Raw genomic sequence first — 18323 nt, forward strand, 5'->3', positions numbered from 1 at the left:
GGCACCAGGGGCCTGCTCAGGCCGCCGAGACCGTCCACACCTGGTCGGCGGAGCCCGCGCAGGTGCGGACCGTGGCCGGCACGCCCGGGCCGGCGGCGGAGAGGCAGCGTTTCGCGTCCCGTGCGACGGTCACCACATAGCCGCCGGGCACCGGGAAGAACGACCAGACCTGGGTCGGGGCGGTGGCGGGGGGCACCGGGCGGTACGCCAGCTGCGTCTGGGCGCGGGTCTCCTCCAGGTTCAGGACCTTGGAGTACTCGGTGGCGCCGTTGGAGAGGGCGTATCCGCCCTCCACGTAGGGGGTCAGCTGCCAGATCCCGCCCGTGCCGCCGTCGTCCGAGGCCGTGATCACCGGGTTGCCCGGCCGGTTGAGCGAGGCCTGGTCGTACAGCACGGACCCGCCGTTGGACAGCCGGACGTACGGAGGCAGCGGGCCGCCCGGCTGGGTCGGGGGCTTGACGGGCGGGTCCGTCGGGACGGTGCCGGTCGGCGGGGGCGGTGGCGGTGCGGCGGTGTACGGGGGAGGGGCGGAGGTGTAGGTCGGCTTGGGCGCGTAGGTGTAGTCGGGGGCGGGGGGAACGGTCCGTCCGGGGCTGGAGGTGTAGGCCGGGACGCTCGGCGGCGGGGCGGCCGTGTAGGCGGGGCGGTCCGGCGTCGAGGGCTGCCCGGGCGCCGGTGAGGGGTCGGGTGGGGCGGCTGAGCCGGCGGGTGCGTCCGAAGCCGCGGGAGCGGGCGGCGCGCCCGGGGTGTTCGCGGGGGCGTTCGACGCGGCGCCGACCGCCGCTCCACCCGCCGCTCCACCGGCGCCCGCCACCCCGCCCGCCGCCACCCCGCCCGCCGCCGCCCCGCCCGCCGCCGCCCCGCCCACGGCTCCCGCCTCGGGAAGCGGCGCGTCCGGCGGCAGGGCCGGCGCGCTCGGCGAGGGGGCCCCGGAGGGGGTCGGCGCGCCGGGGGAGGGGGACGGCGCGTCCGGGTCGGGGAGCAGCCCGACGGGTGCCGTCAGCGGCAGGCCCGCCTGTCCGGAGGAGGCCGCCGTGGCGGCCCGGACGTCGGCCGGACTCCCCTCCCGGTGCAGCACGACCGCCGCGGTGGCGGTGATCGCGCAGCAGAGCGTGGCCGCGCCCGCCACCAGCAGGGCCCGGCGCCGGGTGCCGAACAGCGCTGCCCGCCACCTGGCCGCACGGCGGGGCGGAGCGGAGGCCCCGGCCCCGGCCCCGGCCTCGTCCGCGACCGCCGGACGCACCGCCGACCCGGTGGCCCGGAGCGCCGCCGGCGCGCCGGTCGACCGCACCACCGCCGCCCAGGACGGCCCGGGGGCCAGGCCCTCCGCCGGTTCGCCGGTGAGGGCCGCCAGGACGGCCGCGGCCATGCCGGCGGCGTCCGGCCAGCGCAGTGCCGGGTCCTTCGCCATGGCCCGTTCGACCAGGACCCGGACCGGGGCCGGGACCTCGGCGGGCAGCGGCGGCACCGGGTCGGTCAGGTGCTTCAGGATCAGCTCCAGCGCGGTCTCGCCCTCGAACGGCAGCCGTCCGGCGAGGCACTCGTAGAGCACCACTCCGAGCGCGTACAGGTCCGCCGAGGCGGTGACCGTGCCGGTGGAGGCCTGCTCGGGTGCCTGGTAGGCGGCGGTGCCGAGCACCATCCCGGGCACGGTGAGCCGGGGGTCGCAGCCGGGGCGGGCGATGCCGAAGTCGGTGATGACCACGTGGCCGTCGCGCACCATCAGGTTGGCGGGCTTGATGTCCCGGTGGACGATGCCGGCCTCGTGCGCGGCCTGGAGCGCGCCCAGCACCTCCAGCGCCAGGCCGAGCGCCTCGGGGACGCTCAGCGGGCCGCGCCGTTCCATCACGGTGCTCAGCGGTTCGCCGTCGATCAGCTCCATGACCAGGTAGGCGACCGGGCGGGCGGCGGGTTCCGAGGGCGCACCCCAGGAGGGGACGTCCTCGGTGGTGCGGCCGGGGCCGAAGTCGTACACGCCGACGATGCCGGGGTGCTGGAGCCGGGCCATCACCCGGGCCTCGTCGTGGAACCGTTCCGCGAAGCCCGGTTCCTCCAGCAGCGCGGGTTTCAGGACCTTGACGGCCACGCGGCGGTCGAGCACCTGGTCCTGGGCGAGCCAGACGTCGCCCATCGAACCGCCGCCGAGCCACTCGTCCAGCCGGTAGCGGTCACCGAGCGTGGTGCCACGCATGATTCTCCTCGACCTCGTTTCGTCGTCGCGACCGCCGCCGGGGCCGGGAGGGCCCTCGGTCGCACCGGCAGATCCTGCCGGTCGGAAATAAACGCAGGCTTGACGTGGGCACTGAAACCCCCGCCTCAGCGCCCGACGCTCCGTTCAACGGACTATCAGCGACACCCTATGCGCAGAAGGATGGTGACGCGACATCAGGTCGCACCGGCCCCCTCCGGACGAGGAAGGGGTGCGGGTGCGGTTGCCGCGACCGGCGCGCGTGAGCGTGTGCCTCCCCCGGGTGGACACGGAGAGTCACCAGTCGAAGACGGACGATTCGGACTTGAATCTTTACGAACGGATGTTCGATCCTGGGGGTGTGCCCGTTTTCGAATCTGTTTTCGAATCCACCCTGGAGCGGAAGCCCGAGCTCCGACCGGTGGCGTCGACCGCTGCCCCCGCCCGGGGCCTGCTGCCGGTGGTGCCCGCGCTGCGCGGGCTGCTGCCGGAGGGCGGGCTGCGGCGCGGTGCGGCGGTGTCGGTGGCGGGCGGGGACGCCGGGCTGCTATTGGCGCTGGCCGCCGGGGTGCGGGAGACCGACGGCGGCTGGGCCGCGGCGGTCGGGCTGCCGGACCTCGGGCTGGCCGCGGCCGCCGGGTACGGGCTCGACCTGCGGCGGCTGCTGGTGGCCGACGACCCCGGACCGCACTGGGCCGAGGTGGTCTCCGTCCTGGCCGGCGCCGTCGAGCTGATCATGCTGCGCCCGGACGGTCCGGTGCCGCCGAACCTGGCCGCCCGGCTGGCCGCCGTGCTGCGGCGCAGCGGCTGCGTGCTGCTGGTGGCCGGGCCTTGGCCGGGGGCCGGGCTGCGGCTGGGTGTGCGCTCCGGGCGCTGGTTCGGTCTGGGGGACGGGCACGGGCAGCTCACCGGGCGGCAGGTGGAGGTGGTGGCCGAGGGGCGCGGCTCGGCGGGGCGCGGGCGGACGGCCCGGCTCTGGCTGCCGGATGCGCAGGGCGCGGTGCGGACCGTGGAGGAGACGGTCGGCACCGGGGCGGCGGACGTGAACGTGGTGGGGGAGGACGCGGTGTCGGGGGCCGGGGCGGGCCTCGACCGTATGGCGGTGGTGTGAGATGACCGGTGGAGAGGTTGCCGGGTCCACCGGAACGGGTGGCGCGCTCACCCCCCGGGTGCTGGTGGTGTGGTGTCCGGACTGGCCGGTGGCGGCCGTCGAACGTCCGGGGGAGGCCGAGGAAGCCCCGGTGGCGGTGGTCGAGGGCGGCCGGGTGCTGGCCTGCTCGGCGGCGGCCCGGGCTGCCGGGGTGCGGCAGGGGCAGCGGCTCAAGCTGGCCCAGCGGCTCTGCCCGGCGCTGGAGCTGCGCGACCGCGACCCGGAGGCGGAGGCCCGGCGGTTCGAACCGGTGGTCGCGGCGGTGGAGGCGTTCACCCCCAGGGTGGAGGTGCTGCGCCCGGGACTGTGCGCGATCCCGGTGAAGGGGCCGGCCCGCTACTTCGGCGGGGAGGAGGCCCTGGCGGCGAAGGTCCAGGGGGCGGTCACGGCCGCCCTGGCGGCGTCGGCGACGGTCGCCGGTCCCCAGGCGAACCCCGTGGGCGCAGGTCCCCAGGCGCACCCGGCGGACGCCGGGCCGGCCGGGAGCCGCGACGGCGGGGCCGGGAGCCGCCAGGACACCGGCCTGGCCGAGGTCGTCCCGCTGCACCCCGCCGACGCCGGGCGGACCGAGGGGCGGCGGACCGCCGGAACGGACGAGCTGTTCGCCGCCGCGCCCGCCGCACGGGACGGTGCCCGGGGCGGCTTCGCCCGCCCGCCCGCCCACCCGTCGGCCCCCGCCCCCGGGACCGTGTCCGCCTCCGCGCCGCACCCGCTCGGCCGGGTCGGCGTGGCCGACGGCCTGTTCGCCGCCGTGCTCGCCGCCCGTGCCGGGGTGCTGGTACCCGCCGGGCGGACGGCGGAGTTCCTCGCGCCCTACCCGGTGGCCGCGCTCGGCGATGCCGACCTGGCCGAACTGCTGGAGCGGCTGGGCCTGCCCACGGTCGGGGCGTTCGCCGCGCTGCCCGCCGAGTCGGTGGCCGACCGCTTCGGCCCGCCCGGCACGGTGGCGCACCGGCTGGCCCGCGGTCTGCAGCCGCGCCCGCTGGTGCCGCGCGCCGAGGGGCCCGACCTCTCCGTCGAACAGCGCTTCGACCCGCCCGAGCCGCTCGCCGAACCGCTGGTGTTCGTCGCCCGCACCTTGGCCGAGCGGCTGCACCGGCGGCTCGCCGGGGCGGGGCTGACCTGCCAGCGGGTCGCCGTCGAGGTGGAGTGCGCCGACGGCCGGACGGTCGCGCGGCTCTGGCGGCACGAAGGCCGGCTCTCGGCGACGGCGCTCGCCGAACGCGTCCGCTGGCAGCTCCAGGCCTGGCAGAGCACCGGCACCTTCGACCGCGGAGGCGACCGCGGTGGCGACCTCGGCGACCCGCCCGCCCCCGAGCCGGGCGGCTTCACCGCCCTGCGCCTCGTCCCCGACGACCTCACCCCCGACCAGGGCCGCCAACTCGCCCTCTGGGGGCAGGCGGTGGCCGACGACCGGGTGGAGCGCGCGGTGGCCCGGGTGCAGGCGGTGCTCGGGCACGCCGGGCTGCGCCGGATCGAGCCGGCCGGCGGCCGGGGGCCGGACGACCAGGTGGTCCGGGTGCCGTGGGGCGAGCCGTACGACCCGGCGGCGCCGGCCGACGCGCCCTGGCCGGGCCGGGTCGGCGGCCTGCGGGACGTCTGGCCGGCCGTGGTGCACCGCGTCCCGGTGCCGGCGGCGGTGCTGGACGGGGACGGGCGGCCGGTGACGGTGGACGGCCGGGCGGGGGTGTCGGCCCGGCCGGCCACCGTGGCGGTGCGCGGGCGGGAACTGGCGGTGGACGGCTGGACCGGCCCCTGGCCCGCGGTCGAGTACTGGTGGGACCAGGCGCGCGCCCGCCGCCGGGCCCGGTTCCAGGTGACGGTGGCGGACGGGCGGGCGCTGCTGCTCACGGTGGAGGGGGGTGCCTGGTTCGTGGAGGCCGGGTACGACTGACGGCCGGGCCGTCCGCAGCCGAAGAGAACGCAGCCGAAGAGAACAAAGGGGGGCAGGAAGCACACGAGAGACCGAAGGCACCACCCCCGATGGGATTCACCAGCCATCCCCTCCTCCCCTGGAGCGAGCTGCACCGGCGGATGTCCGGCGGCGACGTCGTCCCGCTGCACCCGCACGCGCCCGGCGTCCGGACCGGATCCCCCGCCGACGCCCCCGCCGAGCCCGCCGGGGAGCAGCCTGCCGGGAAGCAGCCCGCCGGACCGGCCTGGGCCGAGCTGCACGTCCACTCCGCCTTCAGCTTCCTCGACGGCGCCAGCGACCCCGAGGCACTGGTCGCCGAGGCCGCCCGGCTGGGTGTCGAGACCCTCGCGCTCACCGACCACGACGGCCTCTACGGCGCGGTCCGGCTCGCCGAGGCGGCCCGCGGCACGGGCGTGGCCACCGTCTTCGGCGCCGAACTGACACTCCGTCAGGGCAGGGGCGATGTCGAGCACCTGCTCGTCCTGGCCCGCGACCCGGAGGGCTACCGCCGGCTCTCCGCCGTCATCGGCGCGGCCCAACTCGCGGGCGGGGCCAAGGGGAACCCGGTCTACGACTTCGCGGACCTCGCCGACGCGCACGGCGGCCACTGGGCGGTGCTCACCGGCTGCCGCCTCGGCCGCGTCCCCGCCGCCCTGGCCGCCGCCGGAAGCGGTCCGGCCGACCCCGAACACCGACTCCGCTCCCTCGCCGAGGCGTTCGGTCCGGAGAACGTCCATGTCGAGCTGATCCACCAGTGGCTCCCCGGCGACGACCTGCGCAACGACGCCCTCGCCGAGCTCGCCGCCCGGCTGCGCCTGACCACCGTCGCCTCCACCAACGCCCACCACGCGAGCCCCGCCGAGGGCCGGCTCGCCCAGAGCCTGGCCGCCCTGCACGACCGCCGCACCCTCTCCGAGGCGGCCGGCTGGACCCAGGCCGCCGGCACCGCCCATCTGCGCTCCGGCCGCGAGATGGCGGCCCGGCTGGCCCGCTTCCCCGGCGTCCGCGAGGCCACCGTCGACCTCGCCCGCGCCTGCGCCTTCGACTTCGCCGCCCTGGACCCGGAGCTGCCCGGCTACCCCGTCCCGCCCGGCCGCACCGAGATCAGCCATCTGCGCGCACTGGTCGCCGAGGGCGGCCCGGCCCGGTTCGGGCCCGGCAACGGCCCGGCCCGCCGCCAACTCGCCCGCGAGCTGGACGTCATCGAGACGCTGGACCTGGCCGGCTACTTCCTGATCGTCCACGACATCGTCGACTTCTGCCGCCGGGAGTCCATCTGGTGCCAGGGGCGCGGCTCGGCGGCCAACTCGGCGGTCTGCTACGCGCTCGGGATCACCGCCGTCGACCCGGTGCACTACAAGCTGCTCTTCGAACGCTTCCTCTCCACCGCCCGCGACGGGCCGCCGGACATCGACCTGGACATCGAGAACCGCCGCCGCGAGGAGGTCATCCAGTACGTCTACCGCCGCTACGGGCGCGAGCACGCCGCCCAGGTCGCCAATGTGATCACCTACCGGCCCCGGCTGGCCCTGCGCGACGCCGCCCGGGTGCTCGGCTACCCGCAGGGGCAGGTGGACGCGTTCAGCCGGCAGGCCGACTTCCGCTCGCCGCCCGGCGCGGACGCCGTCGTGCCCGCCGACGTGCTCGCGCTCGCCGGACAGCTCCACGGCCTGCCGCGCCACCTGGGCATCCACTCGGGCGGGATGGTGCTCACCCGGGAGCCGATCGCCGGGATCTGCCCGACCGAGTGGGCCCGGATGCGGGGACGCTCCGTACTGCAGTGGGACAAGGAGTCGGTGGCCGGCGCCGGGCTGGTCAAGATCGACCTGCTCGGCCTCGGCATGCTCGCCGCGCTGCACGACACCTGCGACCTGGTCGCCCGGCACCACGGAGAGCAGTACGACCTGGCGACCATCCCGGACGACGACCCGGGCGTGTACGCGATGCTGCGGCGGGCCGACACCGTCGGCGTCTTCCAGGTCGAGTCGCGTGCCCAGATGGCCACCCTGCCCCGGCTCAAGCCGGACCACTTCTACGACCTGGTGGTCGAGGTCGCGCTGATCCGGCCGGGCCCGATCCAGGGCGGCTCCGTCCACCCCTACCTGCGCAGGCGCGCCGGGGCGGAACCGCCCGGCTGCCCGCACCCGCTGATGGAGAACGCGCTCGGCAAGACCCTCGGGGTGCCGCTGTTCCAGGAGCAGATGATGCAACTCGCCATCGACTGCGCCGGGTTCACCCCCGCCGAGGCGGACCGGCTGCGCCAGGCGATGGGCGCCAAGCGCTCGCACGAACGGGTCGCCCGGCTGCGCGATCGGCTGCTCGCCGGCATGGCCGAGCGAGGCATCCCGGAGGAGGTGGCGCAGGACGTCTACACCAAGATCGAGGCCTTCTCCAACTACGGCTTCCCGGAGAGCCACGCGATCAGCTTCGCCTACCTGGTGTACGCCAGCGCCTGGCTCAAGTACCACTACCCGGCGGCGTTCACCTGCGCCCTGCTGGCCAACCAGCCGATGGGCTTCTACTCGCCGCTCAGCCTGATCTCGGACGCCCGCCGGCACGGGGTGCGGGTGCGCGGGGTGGACGTCAACGCCAGCGGCGCCGGGCCCACCCTGGAGCCGTACCGGGGGCCGACGCCCGCCCCGCCGCTCACCGCCGGGAAGCCGCAGCCCGCGATCCGGCTCGGCCTGGACACCGTGCGCGGCATCGGCGCCGCGCAGGCCGAGGCGATCGCGGCCGGGGGGCCGTACGCGGACCTGGAGGACTTCGCCCGCCGCACCGGGCTGCCCGCGCCGGGCCTGGAGGCGCTGGCCGCGGCGGGCGCGTTCGGCTGCTTCGGGCTCGGCCGGCGGCAGGCGCTCTGGGCGGCGGGCGCGTTCGCGGGCGTCTCGGCGGACCTCATCCCGGGCACCACGCCCGGCACCGAGGCACCGGAACTGCCCGCGATGACCCCGGTCGAGGAGACCATCGCCGACCTCTGGGCCACCGGGACGTCCGCGACCAGCCACCCGCTCCAGCACCTGCGCGCCCATCTGGAGCGCGGCGGCGCGCTCTCGGCCGCCGAACTGCCGGACGTCGCGGCGGGGACGGCGGTGGTGGTCGGCGGCCTGGTCACCCACCGGCAGCGGCCGCCGACGGCGGGCGGGGTGCTCTTCCTCAGCCTGGAGGACGAGACCGGGCTGATCAACGTGATCTGCAGCCGGCCGGTCTGGGAGTCCCAGCGCCGCACCGCCCTGGACCGGGCCGGGCTGCTGGTGCACGGGCACGTCGAGCGGGACCGGGGCGCCACCAACCTGGTCGCCACCCGGCTCACCCCGCTGCGGATCGGACTGTGACGGGTGCGGAGGCCGGTCCGTGCCATGATCGTCCCCATGGACTCGACGCCGTTGCCGCAGAGCGCAGTTCGGGGCGGGAACCGCCGGACGACGCGACCCGTCCGGGCCGGGGTGCTGCTCGCGGCCGGCGCGCTGGCGGCGGCCGGGTGCGGCAGCCTTCCGGCGACCGGCGCGGGCGGGGGAGCGCCCGGACCAGCGCGCACCATCGGTGACGCGCCCCTTCCCGTGACGCCCGCCCCCTTCACACCGACCCCCTTCACGCCCGCCCCGACGACCCCGCCCGCCCCCTTCACGCCGGCCCCGACGACCCCGTCCGCCGCCCCGGCGCCCGGCTGTTCCCCCGAGGGCCTCGCGCTGACCGTCGGCGAGGCCGCCGCCGCGATGGGCCTGCGGGTGATGCCGGTCCGGCTGACCAACTGCGGCACCCGCCCCTACACCCTCAAGGGCCACCCCGCCGTCCGCGTCCTCGACGCCGAACGCGCCCCGCTCGCCGTCACCGTCGAACGCGGCTCGGCCGGCATCGCCACCCTGGAGAACTTCGACGCCGCCCCCGCGTCCCTCACCCTCCAGCCCCAGGAGTACGCGGAGGCCCGACTGGTCTGGCGCAACACGGTGACCGCGGGGAACAAGGGCCCCGACGACGGCCGCTTCCTCGACCTCGCCCCGCTCCCCGGCCGCCCCCGGCTGACCGTCCCGGCCCACCTCGACCTCGGCACCACCGGCCGCCTCGGCGTCGCCCCCTGGACCAGGCCGACCCCCTGACACCCCTGCGCACCGGGGGAGATGGCGCCGCCGCCATAATGGCGCGATGTCCGAACAGTACCTCTCGGCGTTCGCGCTCGACGCGGGCACCCTGCTGCGCACGGTCGGCTCCGGCGACGAGGCCTTCGTCCGGTCCGTCCTCGACCGCATCGCCCCGCTCGCGGCCGCCGGTCGCCTGCTGCGGGCCACCGAACCGGCCGAAGTGGAGCCCGCCCTGCGGGAGATCGCCGCCGGTCGGCTCGACCCCGCCCGGCCCGGCGGCTACGGCTGGCTGCTGGAACTCCTCCTTCCCGACGCCGGCGAGGCGCTCGGCTCGGCGGTCCTGCCCGGGCGCGGCTGGCACGAGTTGGCGGACGCCTTCGAGGCCTGGGGGATGCCGGCCCTGGCCGGTCTCTGGGCGCGCCCCTGGCACTTCCCGTGGCCGGGTCCCGGGGCGTCGGACGCCGATCCCTGGCCCTTCCCCTCCCTCGCGGCCGCCCCCGAACTCGGCCGCGTACGCGCCGAACTGGCGGGCTTCGACCCCGGCCGGATCAACGAGGATCCCGGACTCCTGCCGGGCGGCGACGAGGACGCGGCCGAGGAGGTCGAATGGCTGGTCGGTGAGCTGCTCCCGGCCTGGGCGGCGGGCGCCCTGGAGCGGGGCGGCGGCCTGCTGCTCCTCCGTGACGGCGGGAAGTAGCGGCCGATGACCGGCGCGGCGCAGTCGTGGGGGGTGCCTGCGCCGCGCCGGGGTCCGTGGTGACCGGGCCCTCCGGCGGGCCGGTCAGAAGGCGGGCTGGTCGTTCAGCTCGACGATCCGCAGATCGCCCAGTCGGACGGTGTACCAGACGTCCTGGCTGCCGCCGCCGTCCCAGAACTCGGTGAGCCGCACCGAGGCGAAGCCGTGCTGCTCCTGCACCTGCTGGGCGGAGTAGTCCACCGGGACGTTCTGGGACCGGAACACCGGATCGGCGTCGTGCTGCTGCGCCCAGGCGTCCAGGCGGAAGTCGAGGTGCGGGGAGAGGTAGCGCTCGCGGACGGCGCGCGGGGTCTCGCCGGTCTCGCCGAGCACCGCCCCCCGGTACGCCTCGAAGAACGTGAACACCTGGTGCGCGGCCGGCGTCCCCGCCCGGACCTGCGCCGCGGCTGCCGCCCCGGTCCGCTCGGCGGGCGGCGCGAACGCGGCCTGGGCGGGGGTGGCGACGAGACCGCCCACGGCGAGCAGGGCAGCGGCCCCGGCGAGGACGGTGCGCAGCGGGTTCATTCGTTTCATGCCCGAAGTCCATCATTCGACAACGAACCCTGTATATCGCCGGAACGTGTGGTTTGCCCTGCAATCCACCGTATTTGACGCATCATCGGCTAAAGCGACGAACCCGCCTCCCGGCCTGCTCCGGGCGGTCCCGCGAAGGCCTGGGCGATCGGCAGCCAGGCCGTGGCCACCTCGCCGACGGCGGTCAGCGCGAGGTCGTCCCGGTGCCGGCGCCGGGTGACCAGCAGGCAGAAGTCCAGGGCCGGGCCGGTCACCCGGTCCGCGGCTCCGTCCGGTCCCCAGGTCCACGACCCGCCGTCCGGCGCGGTCAGTTCCACCCGCACCGGGGTCTGCGGGGCGGGCAGCCCGTGCACGGTGAACGCGAACCCCGTCGTCCGCACCCCCAGGTGCGCCACGTGCCGCAGGCGCGCCGTCGGCTCCCGGCGGACGCCGAGCGCGTCCGCCACGTCCTGGCCGTGCGCCCAGGTCTCCATCAGCCGCGCGGTGGCCATCGACGCGGCCTTCATCGGCGGGCCAAGCCAGGGCAGCCGGACGTCGGCCGGCACCGCCGCGAGCGCGGCCGCGAGCCGCTCCCGCCCGGCCCGCCAGCGGGCCAGCAGTGCGGCCGGCGGCTCGCCCGCCCCGCGCGCCGCGCCGTCCTCCACCGGGTCCGCGCCCGCCGCCGACAGCTCGCCGAAGGCCCGGCCGGACTCGGCGACGAAGGCCTCCGGATCGCGCGCGGCCAGCTCCGACCAGTTGTCCGTCCAGGCCAGGTGGGCGATCTGGTGCGCCACCGTCCACCCGGGTGCGGGCGTGTCCAGCGCCCAGTCGCCGGGGTCCAGGGCGGCGACCAGCCCGTCCAGCACCCCGCTCTCGGCCCGCAGGTCGGCCAGCAGTCCGGCCAGGACGGACGAGCCCTCGGGAGCATTCGGATCGGCCATGGATCTCCCCTTCGCAACGGTCGGAAACCTTGGAAACATCGGAAACCCCGGCGGGCCGCGATGGGCCATGGGGGTGACCCGCCGGTAACCCCGCGCCCGTACCCTACGCCGCCGCGCCCGGGCCCACCCGGAAGTCCGCACGAATCCGCACGACACGCACCCCGAACACGCTCGCGACCCCTCCCCACCACCCGGAGGCCGTGTGACAATCGCGCGATGACGACCGCCCCGACCGCGTCGACGCGCGGCGCCGAGGCCCCGGACGACCTCGCCGCCCGGGCCGCCGGGCTGGTCCGGGACGCCGTGCTCGGCGACCTCGCCCGCCGGGTGGTCGCCGACTGCGGCGCCGACGTCGGCCTGGTCGGCGTGCCCGAGCCGGGCGTGGCCGGGGGCGAGGGCATGGTGCTGCGGCACTGGGCCGGCACCCGGGCGGACCTGCTGCACGACCTCCAGGTGCCGGCGGGCACCGGCCTCGGCGGCCGGGCGCTGGCCGAACGGGCGCCCAGTTGGGCACCCGACTACCGCGCCGACACCACCATCTCGCACCACTACGACGCCGCCGTCATCGCCGAGGACCTCTACGCGATGCTCACCGTGCCGCTGCTGCACGACGGCACGGTGCACGGCGTGGTGTACGCCTCGCTGCGCGCGGTGGTCCCGTTCGGGGACGTCCGGATCGCCGCCGTGGCCAGGCTCGCGGAGGCCGCCACCCTGGCCCTCGCCGGGGCCGCCGCCTGGCGCGAGCCCCCGGCCGCGCCGCCCCCGGCCCCCACCGCCGCTGCCGGCGCCGCGCGAAGACCCCCGCACACCCCGCTCACCCGGCGCGAGCACGAGGTGCTCCGCTGGGCGGCGACCGGCCGGACCAACCCGGAGATCGCCGCCCAGCTCGGCCTCACCTGCAACACGGTGACCGGCTACCTGAAGAGCGCCATGCACAAGCTCGGTGTCCGCAACCGCACCGAACTCGCCCTCACCGCGCGCGAGTCCGGACTGCTCGGCTGAACCGGTCGACCGGAGAGGTCAGTTGACCCTGCGCTCGCGCCCCGACCAGTACGGCTCGCGGAGCCGGAACTTCTGCAGCTTCCCGGTGGTCGTGCGCGGCAGCGCGTCCCGGAACTCCACCGAGGTGGGCGACTTGTAGCCGGCCAGCCGCTGCTTGCAGTGCGCGATGAGGTCCGCCTCGCCGGTCTCCGCGCCCGGCTTCAGCACCACCAGCGCCTTGACCGTCTCGCCCCACTTGGCGTCCGGCACGCCGATCACCGCGGCCTCGGCCACCGCCGGGTGGTCGTAGAGGCAGTCCTCCACCTCGATCGAGGAGACGTTCTCCCCGCCGCTGATGATGACGTCCTTCTTCCGGTCCGAGATGGTCAGGTAGCCGTCGGTCAGGACACCGCCGTCACCGGTGTGGAACCAGCCGTCCCGGAGCGCCTCCGCGGTGGCCTCAGGCTGCTGCCAGTAGCCGTCCAGCACGACGTTGGAGCGGACCAGCACCTCGCCCTGCTCGTCCACCCGCACCTGGTTGCCGATCGCCGGGGCGCCCGCCTGCACCAGCTTCTCCGCCCGCTGCTCGGCGGGCAGTTCGTCCCACTCGGCACGGGTGCGGTTGACCGTCACCACCGGCGAGGTCTCGGTCAGGCCGTAGATCTGCATGAACTCCCAGCCGAGTTCGGACTCCATCCGCTGCACCACCGAGGTCGGCGGCGGCGCGCCGGCCACCACCATCCGCACCCGGTCCCGGCCGGGGACCGGCCCGTCCCACTCGGCCGCCGCGTCCAGCACCATCTGCACGACCGCCGGCGCGCCGCACAGGAAGGTCACCCCGTGCCGCTCGACCCGCCGCAGGATCTCGGCGCCGTCCACCTTGCGCAGCACCACGTGCCGGGCGCCCAGCCCGGTGAGCGAGAACGGCAGGCCCCAGCCGTTGGCGTGGAACATCGGCAGGGTGTGCAGGTAGACGTCCCGGTCGCTCGCCCCGAAGTGCAGGGCCATCAGCGTCGCGTTCAGCCAGACGTTGCGGTGGGTGAGCTGAACGCCCTTGGGGCGGGCGGTGGTTCCGCTGGTGTAGTTGATGGTCGCGGTGTCGTTCTCGTCGATCGCGTACCGGCGCGGAGCGTGCTCGAAGTCGTACAGCAGCGCGTCGCTGTCCGCCCCGATCACGAACTTGTGCTTGGCGACCACCCCGGCCAGCGGTTCGGCCAGTTCCGGGTCGACCAGCAGCACCGAGGCGCCGCTCTGCTCGACGATGTACGACACCTCCTCGGCCTTCAGCCGGAAGTTCACCGGCACCAGCACCCGGCCGTGCCCGCTCACGCCGAACAGCGAGGTCAGCAGCCGTGCCGAGTTGTGCGACACGATCGCGACCCGCTCGCCGGGGCCCACGCCGAGCCGGTCGAGCCCGGCGGCCTGCGCCCGTGCCAGTCGCGCGATCCGACGGTACGTCAGATCGGTCCAGGGTTCGGCCGGTTGAACCGGTTCGTCGACGATGCCGACCCGGTCGCCGTAGACCAGCTCGGCCCGGTCGAGGAAGTCCATCACGGAGAGTGGAATCTGCATGGGCCCCACTGTCCTCCGCCCGCCGCCCCCTGCACACCCCCGATCGGGGGTGTCACCCGGACGGGCCCTGTGCCCGGGAGACGGTGGCCGTCTGCGCGGCATCGATCGCGGCGGCCAGCCGGTCCCGGGCCTCGGTCTGGGCGGCGATCCGGCGTTCCAGCACCGCCAGCCGCTCCCGGGCGATCCGCAGCGCGCCGGCCGACGGCGGCCCCAGCGCGTCGCGGTCCAGGCACCCCAGGAACGGCCGGACGTCCTCCAGGGTGAACCCGGCCTCCAGCAGCGCGCGGATGTTGCGCACCCGCACCACCGCCGCCTCGTCGTACACCCGGTAGCCGTTGGGCGCGCGCCCGGAGCCGATCAGCCCGGCCTGTTCGTAGTGCCGCAGGGCCCGGGCGGTCGTCCCCGTGGCCCGCGCCAGCTCGCCGATCAGCACCCGCGCCCGCCCCCGTCCGTCAGCCGTGCCGCCCACTCGTGCCGCTCAGCCCACCACGGCGCCCCCGTCGACCGGCAACACTACTCCGGTCACGAAGGAGGCCCCGGGCGAGGCGAGCCGGGTGACCGCCCAGGCCACCTCGGAGGCGGCGCCGATCCGGCCGAGCGGGGTGCTCGCCAGCTGCCACGCCCGCACGGCCGCCCGCCGCTCGGGGGCGATCCCGGCGTGGTCGCCGATCGGCGTCCCGATCGCGCCCGGCGCCACCGCCACCACCCGGATGCCGCGCGGTGCCAGCTCCACCGCCCAGCTGCGGGTCAGCGAGTCCACCGCCGCCTTGCTCGCCGCGTAGGCGGAGTTGCTCGGCCAGCCGCGCTGTCCGACGGCGGTGCTGACGTTGACGATCACGCCCCGGCTCGCCGTGAGCGCGGGCAGCGCGGCCTGGGCGAGGAGGAGCGGCGCCGTCAGATTGGTGGCCAGCAGCGCGCCGACGCCCTCCGGGGTGTAGCCGCCGAGCGTCGCGTGCGGCGCGATGCCCGCGTTGTTGACCAGGACGTCCAGCCGCCCGAACCGCTCCAGTGCCGCCCGGACCACCAGCTCGGGACCGTCCGGCGCGGTGATGTCCGCGGGCACCGGCACGATCCGCCCCGGTGCCCGCTCCGCCGTTTCCGCCAGCGGCTGCGCCCGCCGCCCGACGGCCACCACCCGTACCCCCGCCCCCTCTTCGGCGAAGGCCCGTGCCGTCGCCCGCCCGATCCCGGTCCCCGCTCCGGTGACCACCACCACCCGGAGCCCCTGTCCCACTGTCCCGTCCATGACCGCAACCCTCCGACCCTGCCGCCAGCGGCAAGGTCAAGCCCGGCCCGGATCGGAGGCCGTAGCTCCGGTTGGTGAGCCGGCGGCGAACAGGGGGCCGGGAGGAGGCGGGCCCGGCGTTCCGCTGCTAGGAAGGGCGCCAGGAGATCCGCCCACGGGGGAGAGAAACCGATGACCGACCACCGCTCCGGCAGCCTGTACGACGCGATCGGGGGCCTCGACGCCCTGCGGCGGCTGAGCAGCACCTTCTACCGGGGCGTGCTCGCCGACCCGCTGCTCGCGCCGGTCTTCGCGCACTTCACGCCCACCCACACCGAGCACGTCGCCGTCTGGCTGGCCGAGGTGTTCGACGGCCCGGACCGCTTCACCACCGACCTCGGCGGCCACCAGGCGCTGCTCCGCGCCCACCTCGGCCTCGCCATCACCGAGCAGCAGCGGCTGCGCTGGATGGAGCTGATGGCCGAGGCGGTGCGCGAGGAACTGCCCGAGGACGAGCTGCTGCGGACCCGCGTCCTGGAGTACTTCGACTGGGGCACCAGGATCGCCGAGGACGTCTCCGCCTCCCCGGCCGGCACCGACCTCGGCGAGCCGGGGCCCACCCCGCGCTGGGGCTGGGAGGGCCTGCGGTGACGACCGGGCTCGCCGCCGCTGCTCCGAGCGCCGAGGGGCTGCTGCTGCGCCCCTTCCGGGCGGCCGACGCACCCGCCCTGATCGACGTCCACCGCGACCCGGTGCTGCGCCGCTACGTCCGCAACCGGGTGACCGGCCCGGACGACGCCGCCCGCTGGCTGGAGGCCGAGGACCGGGGCCGGCGCGAGGGCAACCGGTACTCCTTCGCCGTCCTGGAGGAGGGCGCGCTGGTCGGCCAGGTCGTGCTCAAGCGCGGCGCCCCGGGCAGCGCCGGCTCCGAGGTGGGCTACTGGACGGCCGCCGCCGCGCGCGGCCGGGGCGTGGCCCCGCGCGCGCTGGCGGCGCTCACCGCCTGGGCGGCGGAGGCCTTCGCCGCCGACGGGCTGGTCCGGCTGGACCTCTTCCACGAGGGGGACAACGCGGCGTCCTGCCGGGTCGCCGAGAAGGCCGGCTACCCGTTCGAGGCCCTCGTCCCGGCCGCCCCGCCGTGCTACCCGCTCGACGGCCACTGGCACAGCCGGCCCGCCGGGTCCGCCGGGTCGCCGGTTTAACGAGTGGACCGGGGCGGTGATCGAGGTCAGAGTGACCGCTATGGCTTCTCTTCTGCGACATGTGACGACCGACTGCGCCGACCCCTACGCCCTCGCCCGGTTCTGGGCGGAGGTGCTGGACGGTGCCCTGGGCGAGGGCGACCAGCCGGGTGACGAGGAGGTGGAGGTCAACGCGGAGGGTGCCGCGCTGCTCTTCATCGGGGTGCCCGAGGGCAAGACCGTCAAGAACCGCGTCCACCTGGACGTCCAGCCGAAGGACCGCACCCGGGACGAGGAGGTGGAGCGTCTGCTCGCCCTGGGCGCGACGCCGTTCGAGGACCACCGCACCCCGGACGGCAAGGGCTGGGTGACCCTCCTCGACATCGAGGGCAACGAGTTCTGCGTCGTGCGCAGCGCCGCCGAGCGGCTCGCCACCGAGGCTTCCTGACACCGGCCCTCAGCCGACGGCCGCCCGCCAGCTCCACGAGGTCCGGCGCGGGCGGCCGTCGAGCTCCCCGCGGCCGGTGCACCAGAGCAGCACGTCCACCGGGTCGCCGGCCGGCGCGTCGGGGAACAGCCGGGCCAGTACGGCCGAGGTGAGCCGCCGCGGGGGCCGCCACTCCAGGGCGAGCCCGAGGGTGATGTCATGGGTGTGCAGCAGGGTCTCGGTGACGCCCATCGCGGCGAAGCCGGCCGGGTCGCACGGCCCGTAGTGGTACGCCCGCAGCTCGGGCGGCGCCGCGTCCAGGGCGGTGGCCAGCAGGTGCGCACAGGCCGTCACCACGGTGAGCACCTCGGCCGGCCCGGCCTCCGGGCGCACCGTCAGGTCCAGCGGCAGATAGCGGTCGCCGGGCCGGGCGGCGAGCTGCCCGGCGTAGGCGAGCAGGTCGTGCGCGATGTGGGCGGCGGTCTCCCGGCAGCTCCATTCCAGCGGTCCGGCCGGCGCGTCCCAGCGGGCGCCGCCGTCCTCGGCCGCGGGGCCCAGCACGGCCGTCAGCTCGCCGAGCGCGGCCCGGACGTCGTCTCCGTCCAACGGATGGTCGGTCATCGGCCCACCGTCCCACCAACCCCCGCGTGTCCGCCAGGGTGCCGCCCGCCCCGGGTGCTACTGCTGGCTCCGGATTCCCACCCGGCCCCCACCCGGCCCCCGGAGAACAGGCAGGTACCCCCATGGCCAGGATCGCCGTGTTCGGCGCCAACGGCACCATCGGCAGCGCCGTCGTCGCGGAGGCCGCCACCCGCGGCCACCGGGTAACGGCGGTGGTCCGCACCCCGTCCCGCTTCGACGCCGCGCGGCACCCGGGGGAGGTGTCCGTCGAGGCCGGTGACGTGCTGGACCCGGCGGACGTGGCCAGGGCCGCCACCGGGCAGGACGTCCTGGTGAGCGCGGTCGGCGGCGGCGACGGTCCGGGCCACCTGGCGCTGATCGAACCGGCGGCCCGGGCGCTGGTCGAGGGGCTGCGCCGGCTCGGGGGCGAGGCGCCCCGGCTGGTCGCGGTCGGCGGCGCGGGCAGTCTGGAGACCGCGCCCGGAACCAGGGTCTGGGACGCCCCGGGCCTGCCGGAGGCGGTGCTGCAGATCATGCACGCCCACGGCGACGCCCTGGCGTACTACCGGACGGTCGCGGACGTGCGCTGGACGGTGCTCAGCCCGGCCGCCCACATCGGCCCGGGGGAGCGCACCGGCCGCTACCGCACCGGGCTGGAGCAGCTGCTCACCGACGCCGAGGGGGAGAGCAGGATCTCGGTGCCGGACTACGCGGTGGCGCTGGTCGACGAGATCGAACAGCCCGAGCACATCGGCGAGCGCTTCACCTGCTGCGCGCTCTGACCGGAGCGGGGGAGG

17 protein-coding genes are annotated in these 18323 nt (G+C 76.4%); 10 read left to right on the forward strand and 7 right to left on the reverse strand.

Features of this window, described 5'->3' with window-relative positions; genetic code table 11:
- Positions 1-16: 16 nt before the first annotated feature.
- Entirely contained in the window at positions 17-2191 is a 2175-nt protein-coding gene (locus tag ACFU74_RS06055) for a serine/threonine protein kinase (RefSeq protein WP_380752456.1), read from the reverse strand.
- Positions 2192-2609: 418 nt separating this feature from the next.
- Between ACFU74_RS06055 and ACFU74_RS06060 the strand changes: the two genes are divergently transcribed.
- From ACFU74_RS06060 to ACFU74_RS06080, 5 genes are all read left to right on the forward strand, one after another.
- Positions 2610-3299: a hypothetical protein gene (locus ACFU74_RS06060; RefSeq protein ID WP_380752459.1), complete on the forward strand. Its 690-nt coding sequence runs from the start codon at positions 2610-2612 to the stop codon at positions 3297-3299.
- Position 3300: 1 nt separating this feature from the next.
- Positions 3301-5232 carry a DNA polymerase Y family protein gene (locus ACFU74_RS06065; protein ID WP_380752462.1) on the forward strand — a complete coding sequence of 644 codons (1932 nt, stop codon included), beginning with the start codon at positions 3301-3303 and terminating at the stop codon, positions 5230-5232.
- An 89-nt stretch (positions 5233-5321) separates the two neighbouring features.
- Positions 5322-8585, forward strand: a complete 3264-nt coding sequence (locus ACFU74_RS06070; protein WP_380752465.1) for an error-prone DNA polymerase — start codon at positions 5322-5324, stop codon at positions 8583-8585.
- 36 nt (positions 8586-8621) lie between these two features.
- Positions 8622-9347, forward strand: coding sequence for a DUF4232 domain-containing protein (locus tag ACFU74_RS06075; protein WP_380752468.1), 726 nt, complete (start codon positions 8622-8624; stop codon positions 9345-9347).
- A gap of 46 nt (positions 9348-9393) precedes the next feature.
- Complete coding sequence (locus tag ACFU74_RS06080) at positions 9394-10026, forward strand: hypothetical protein (RefSeq protein ID WP_380752471.1); 633 nt, start codon at positions 9394-9396, stop codon at positions 10024-10026.
- 84 nt (positions 10027-10110) lie between these two features.
- Here the strand turns inward: ACFU74_RS06080 and ACFU74_RS06085 are convergent, their stop codons facing one another.
- Both ACFU74_RS06085 and ACFU74_RS06090 read right to left on the reverse strand, forming a co-directional pair.
- Positions 10111-10599, reverse strand: coding sequence for a hypothetical protein (locus ACFU74_RS06085; RefSeq protein WP_380752474.1), 489 nt, complete (start codon positions 10597-10599; stop codon positions 10111-10113).
- An 89-nt stretch (positions 10600-10688) separates the two neighbouring features.
- Positions 10689-11519, reverse strand: coding sequence for a TIGR03084 family metal-binding protein (locus tag ACFU74_RS06090; RefSeq protein ID WP_380752477.1), 831 nt, complete (start codon positions 11517-11519; stop codon positions 10689-10691).
- 216 nt (positions 11520-11735) lie between these two features.
- Between ACFU74_RS06090 and ACFU74_RS06095 the strand changes: the two genes are divergently transcribed.
- Positions 11736-12521, forward strand: coding sequence for a LuxR C-terminal-related transcriptional regulator (locus ACFU74_RS06095; protein ID WP_380752480.1), 786 nt, complete (start codon positions 11736-11738; stop codon positions 12519-12521).
- Positions 12522-12539: 18 nt separating this feature from the next.
- Here the strand turns inward: ACFU74_RS06095 and ACFU74_RS06100 are convergent, their stop codons facing one another.
- The 3 genes from ACFU74_RS06100 to ACFU74_RS06110 are packed head-to-tail and all read right to left on the reverse strand — an operon-like array spanning position 12540 to position 15318.
- A complete protein-coding gene (locus tag ACFU74_RS06100) occupies positions 12540-14072 on the reverse strand; it encodes an AMP-binding protein (protein WP_380752483.1) in 1533 nt (510 codons plus the stop codon).
- A 52-nt stretch (positions 14073-14124) separates the two neighbouring features.
- Positions 14125-14505: a MerR family transcriptional regulator gene (locus ACFU74_RS06105; RefSeq protein WP_380752653.1), complete on the reverse strand. Its 381-nt coding sequence runs from the start codon at positions 14503-14505 to the stop codon at positions 14125-14127.
- Positions 14506-14550: 45 nt separating this feature from the next.
- Positions 14551-15318, reverse strand: coding sequence for an SDR family NAD(P)-dependent oxidoreductase (locus ACFU74_RS06110; RefSeq protein WP_380752486.1), 768 nt, complete (start codon positions 15316-15318; stop codon positions 14551-14553).
- A 171-nt stretch (positions 15319-15489) separates the two neighbouring features.
- On the opposite strand from ACFU74_RS06110, the gene ACFU74_RS06115 reads away from it, so the two are divergent.
- The 3 genes from ACFU74_RS06115 to ACFU74_RS06125 are packed head-to-tail and all read left to right on the forward strand — an operon-like array spanning position 15490 to position 16926.
- Positions 15490-15948 (forward strand): group II truncated hemoglobin, encoded by a 459-nt coding sequence (locus ACFU74_RS06115; protein WP_380752489.1) that lies wholly within the window; start codon positions 15490-15492, stop codon positions 15946-15948.
- Positions 15945-16499: a GNAT family N-acetyltransferase gene (locus tag ACFU74_RS06120; protein WP_380752492.1), complete on the forward strand. Its 555-nt coding sequence runs from the start codon at positions 15945-15947 to the stop codon at positions 16497-16499. Before ACFU74_RS06115 ends, ACFU74_RS06120 begins: the two co-directional genes overlap by 4 nt.
- Before the next feature lie 40 nt (positions 16500-16539).
- A complete protein-coding gene (locus tag ACFU74_RS06125; RefSeq protein WP_380752495.1) occupies positions 16540-16926 on the forward strand; it encodes a VOC family protein in 387 nt (128 codons plus the stop codon).
- A gap of 9 nt (positions 16927-16935) precedes the next feature.
- Here the strand turns inward: ACFU74_RS06125 and ACFU74_RS06130 are convergent, their stop codons facing one another.
- Positions 16936-17526, reverse strand: coding sequence for a maleylpyruvate isomerase N-terminal domain-containing protein (locus ACFU74_RS06130; RefSeq protein ID WP_380752498.1), 591 nt, complete (start codon positions 17524-17526; stop codon positions 16936-16938).
- A 122-nt stretch (positions 17527-17648) separates the two neighbouring features.
- Between ACFU74_RS06130 and ACFU74_RS06135 the strand changes: the two genes are divergently transcribed.
- Complete coding sequence (locus ACFU74_RS06135; RefSeq protein WP_380752501.1) at positions 17649-18308, forward strand: NAD(P)-dependent oxidoreductase; 660 nt, start codon at positions 17649-17651, stop codon at positions 18306-18308.
- Positions 18309-18323: the final 15 nt, after the last annotated feature.

Origin of the sequence: Kitasatospora sp. NPDC057500 (assembly GCF_042802195.1) — a bacterium.
GTDB lineage: Bacteria > Actinomycetota > Actinomycetes > Streptomycetales > Streptomycetaceae > Kitasatospora.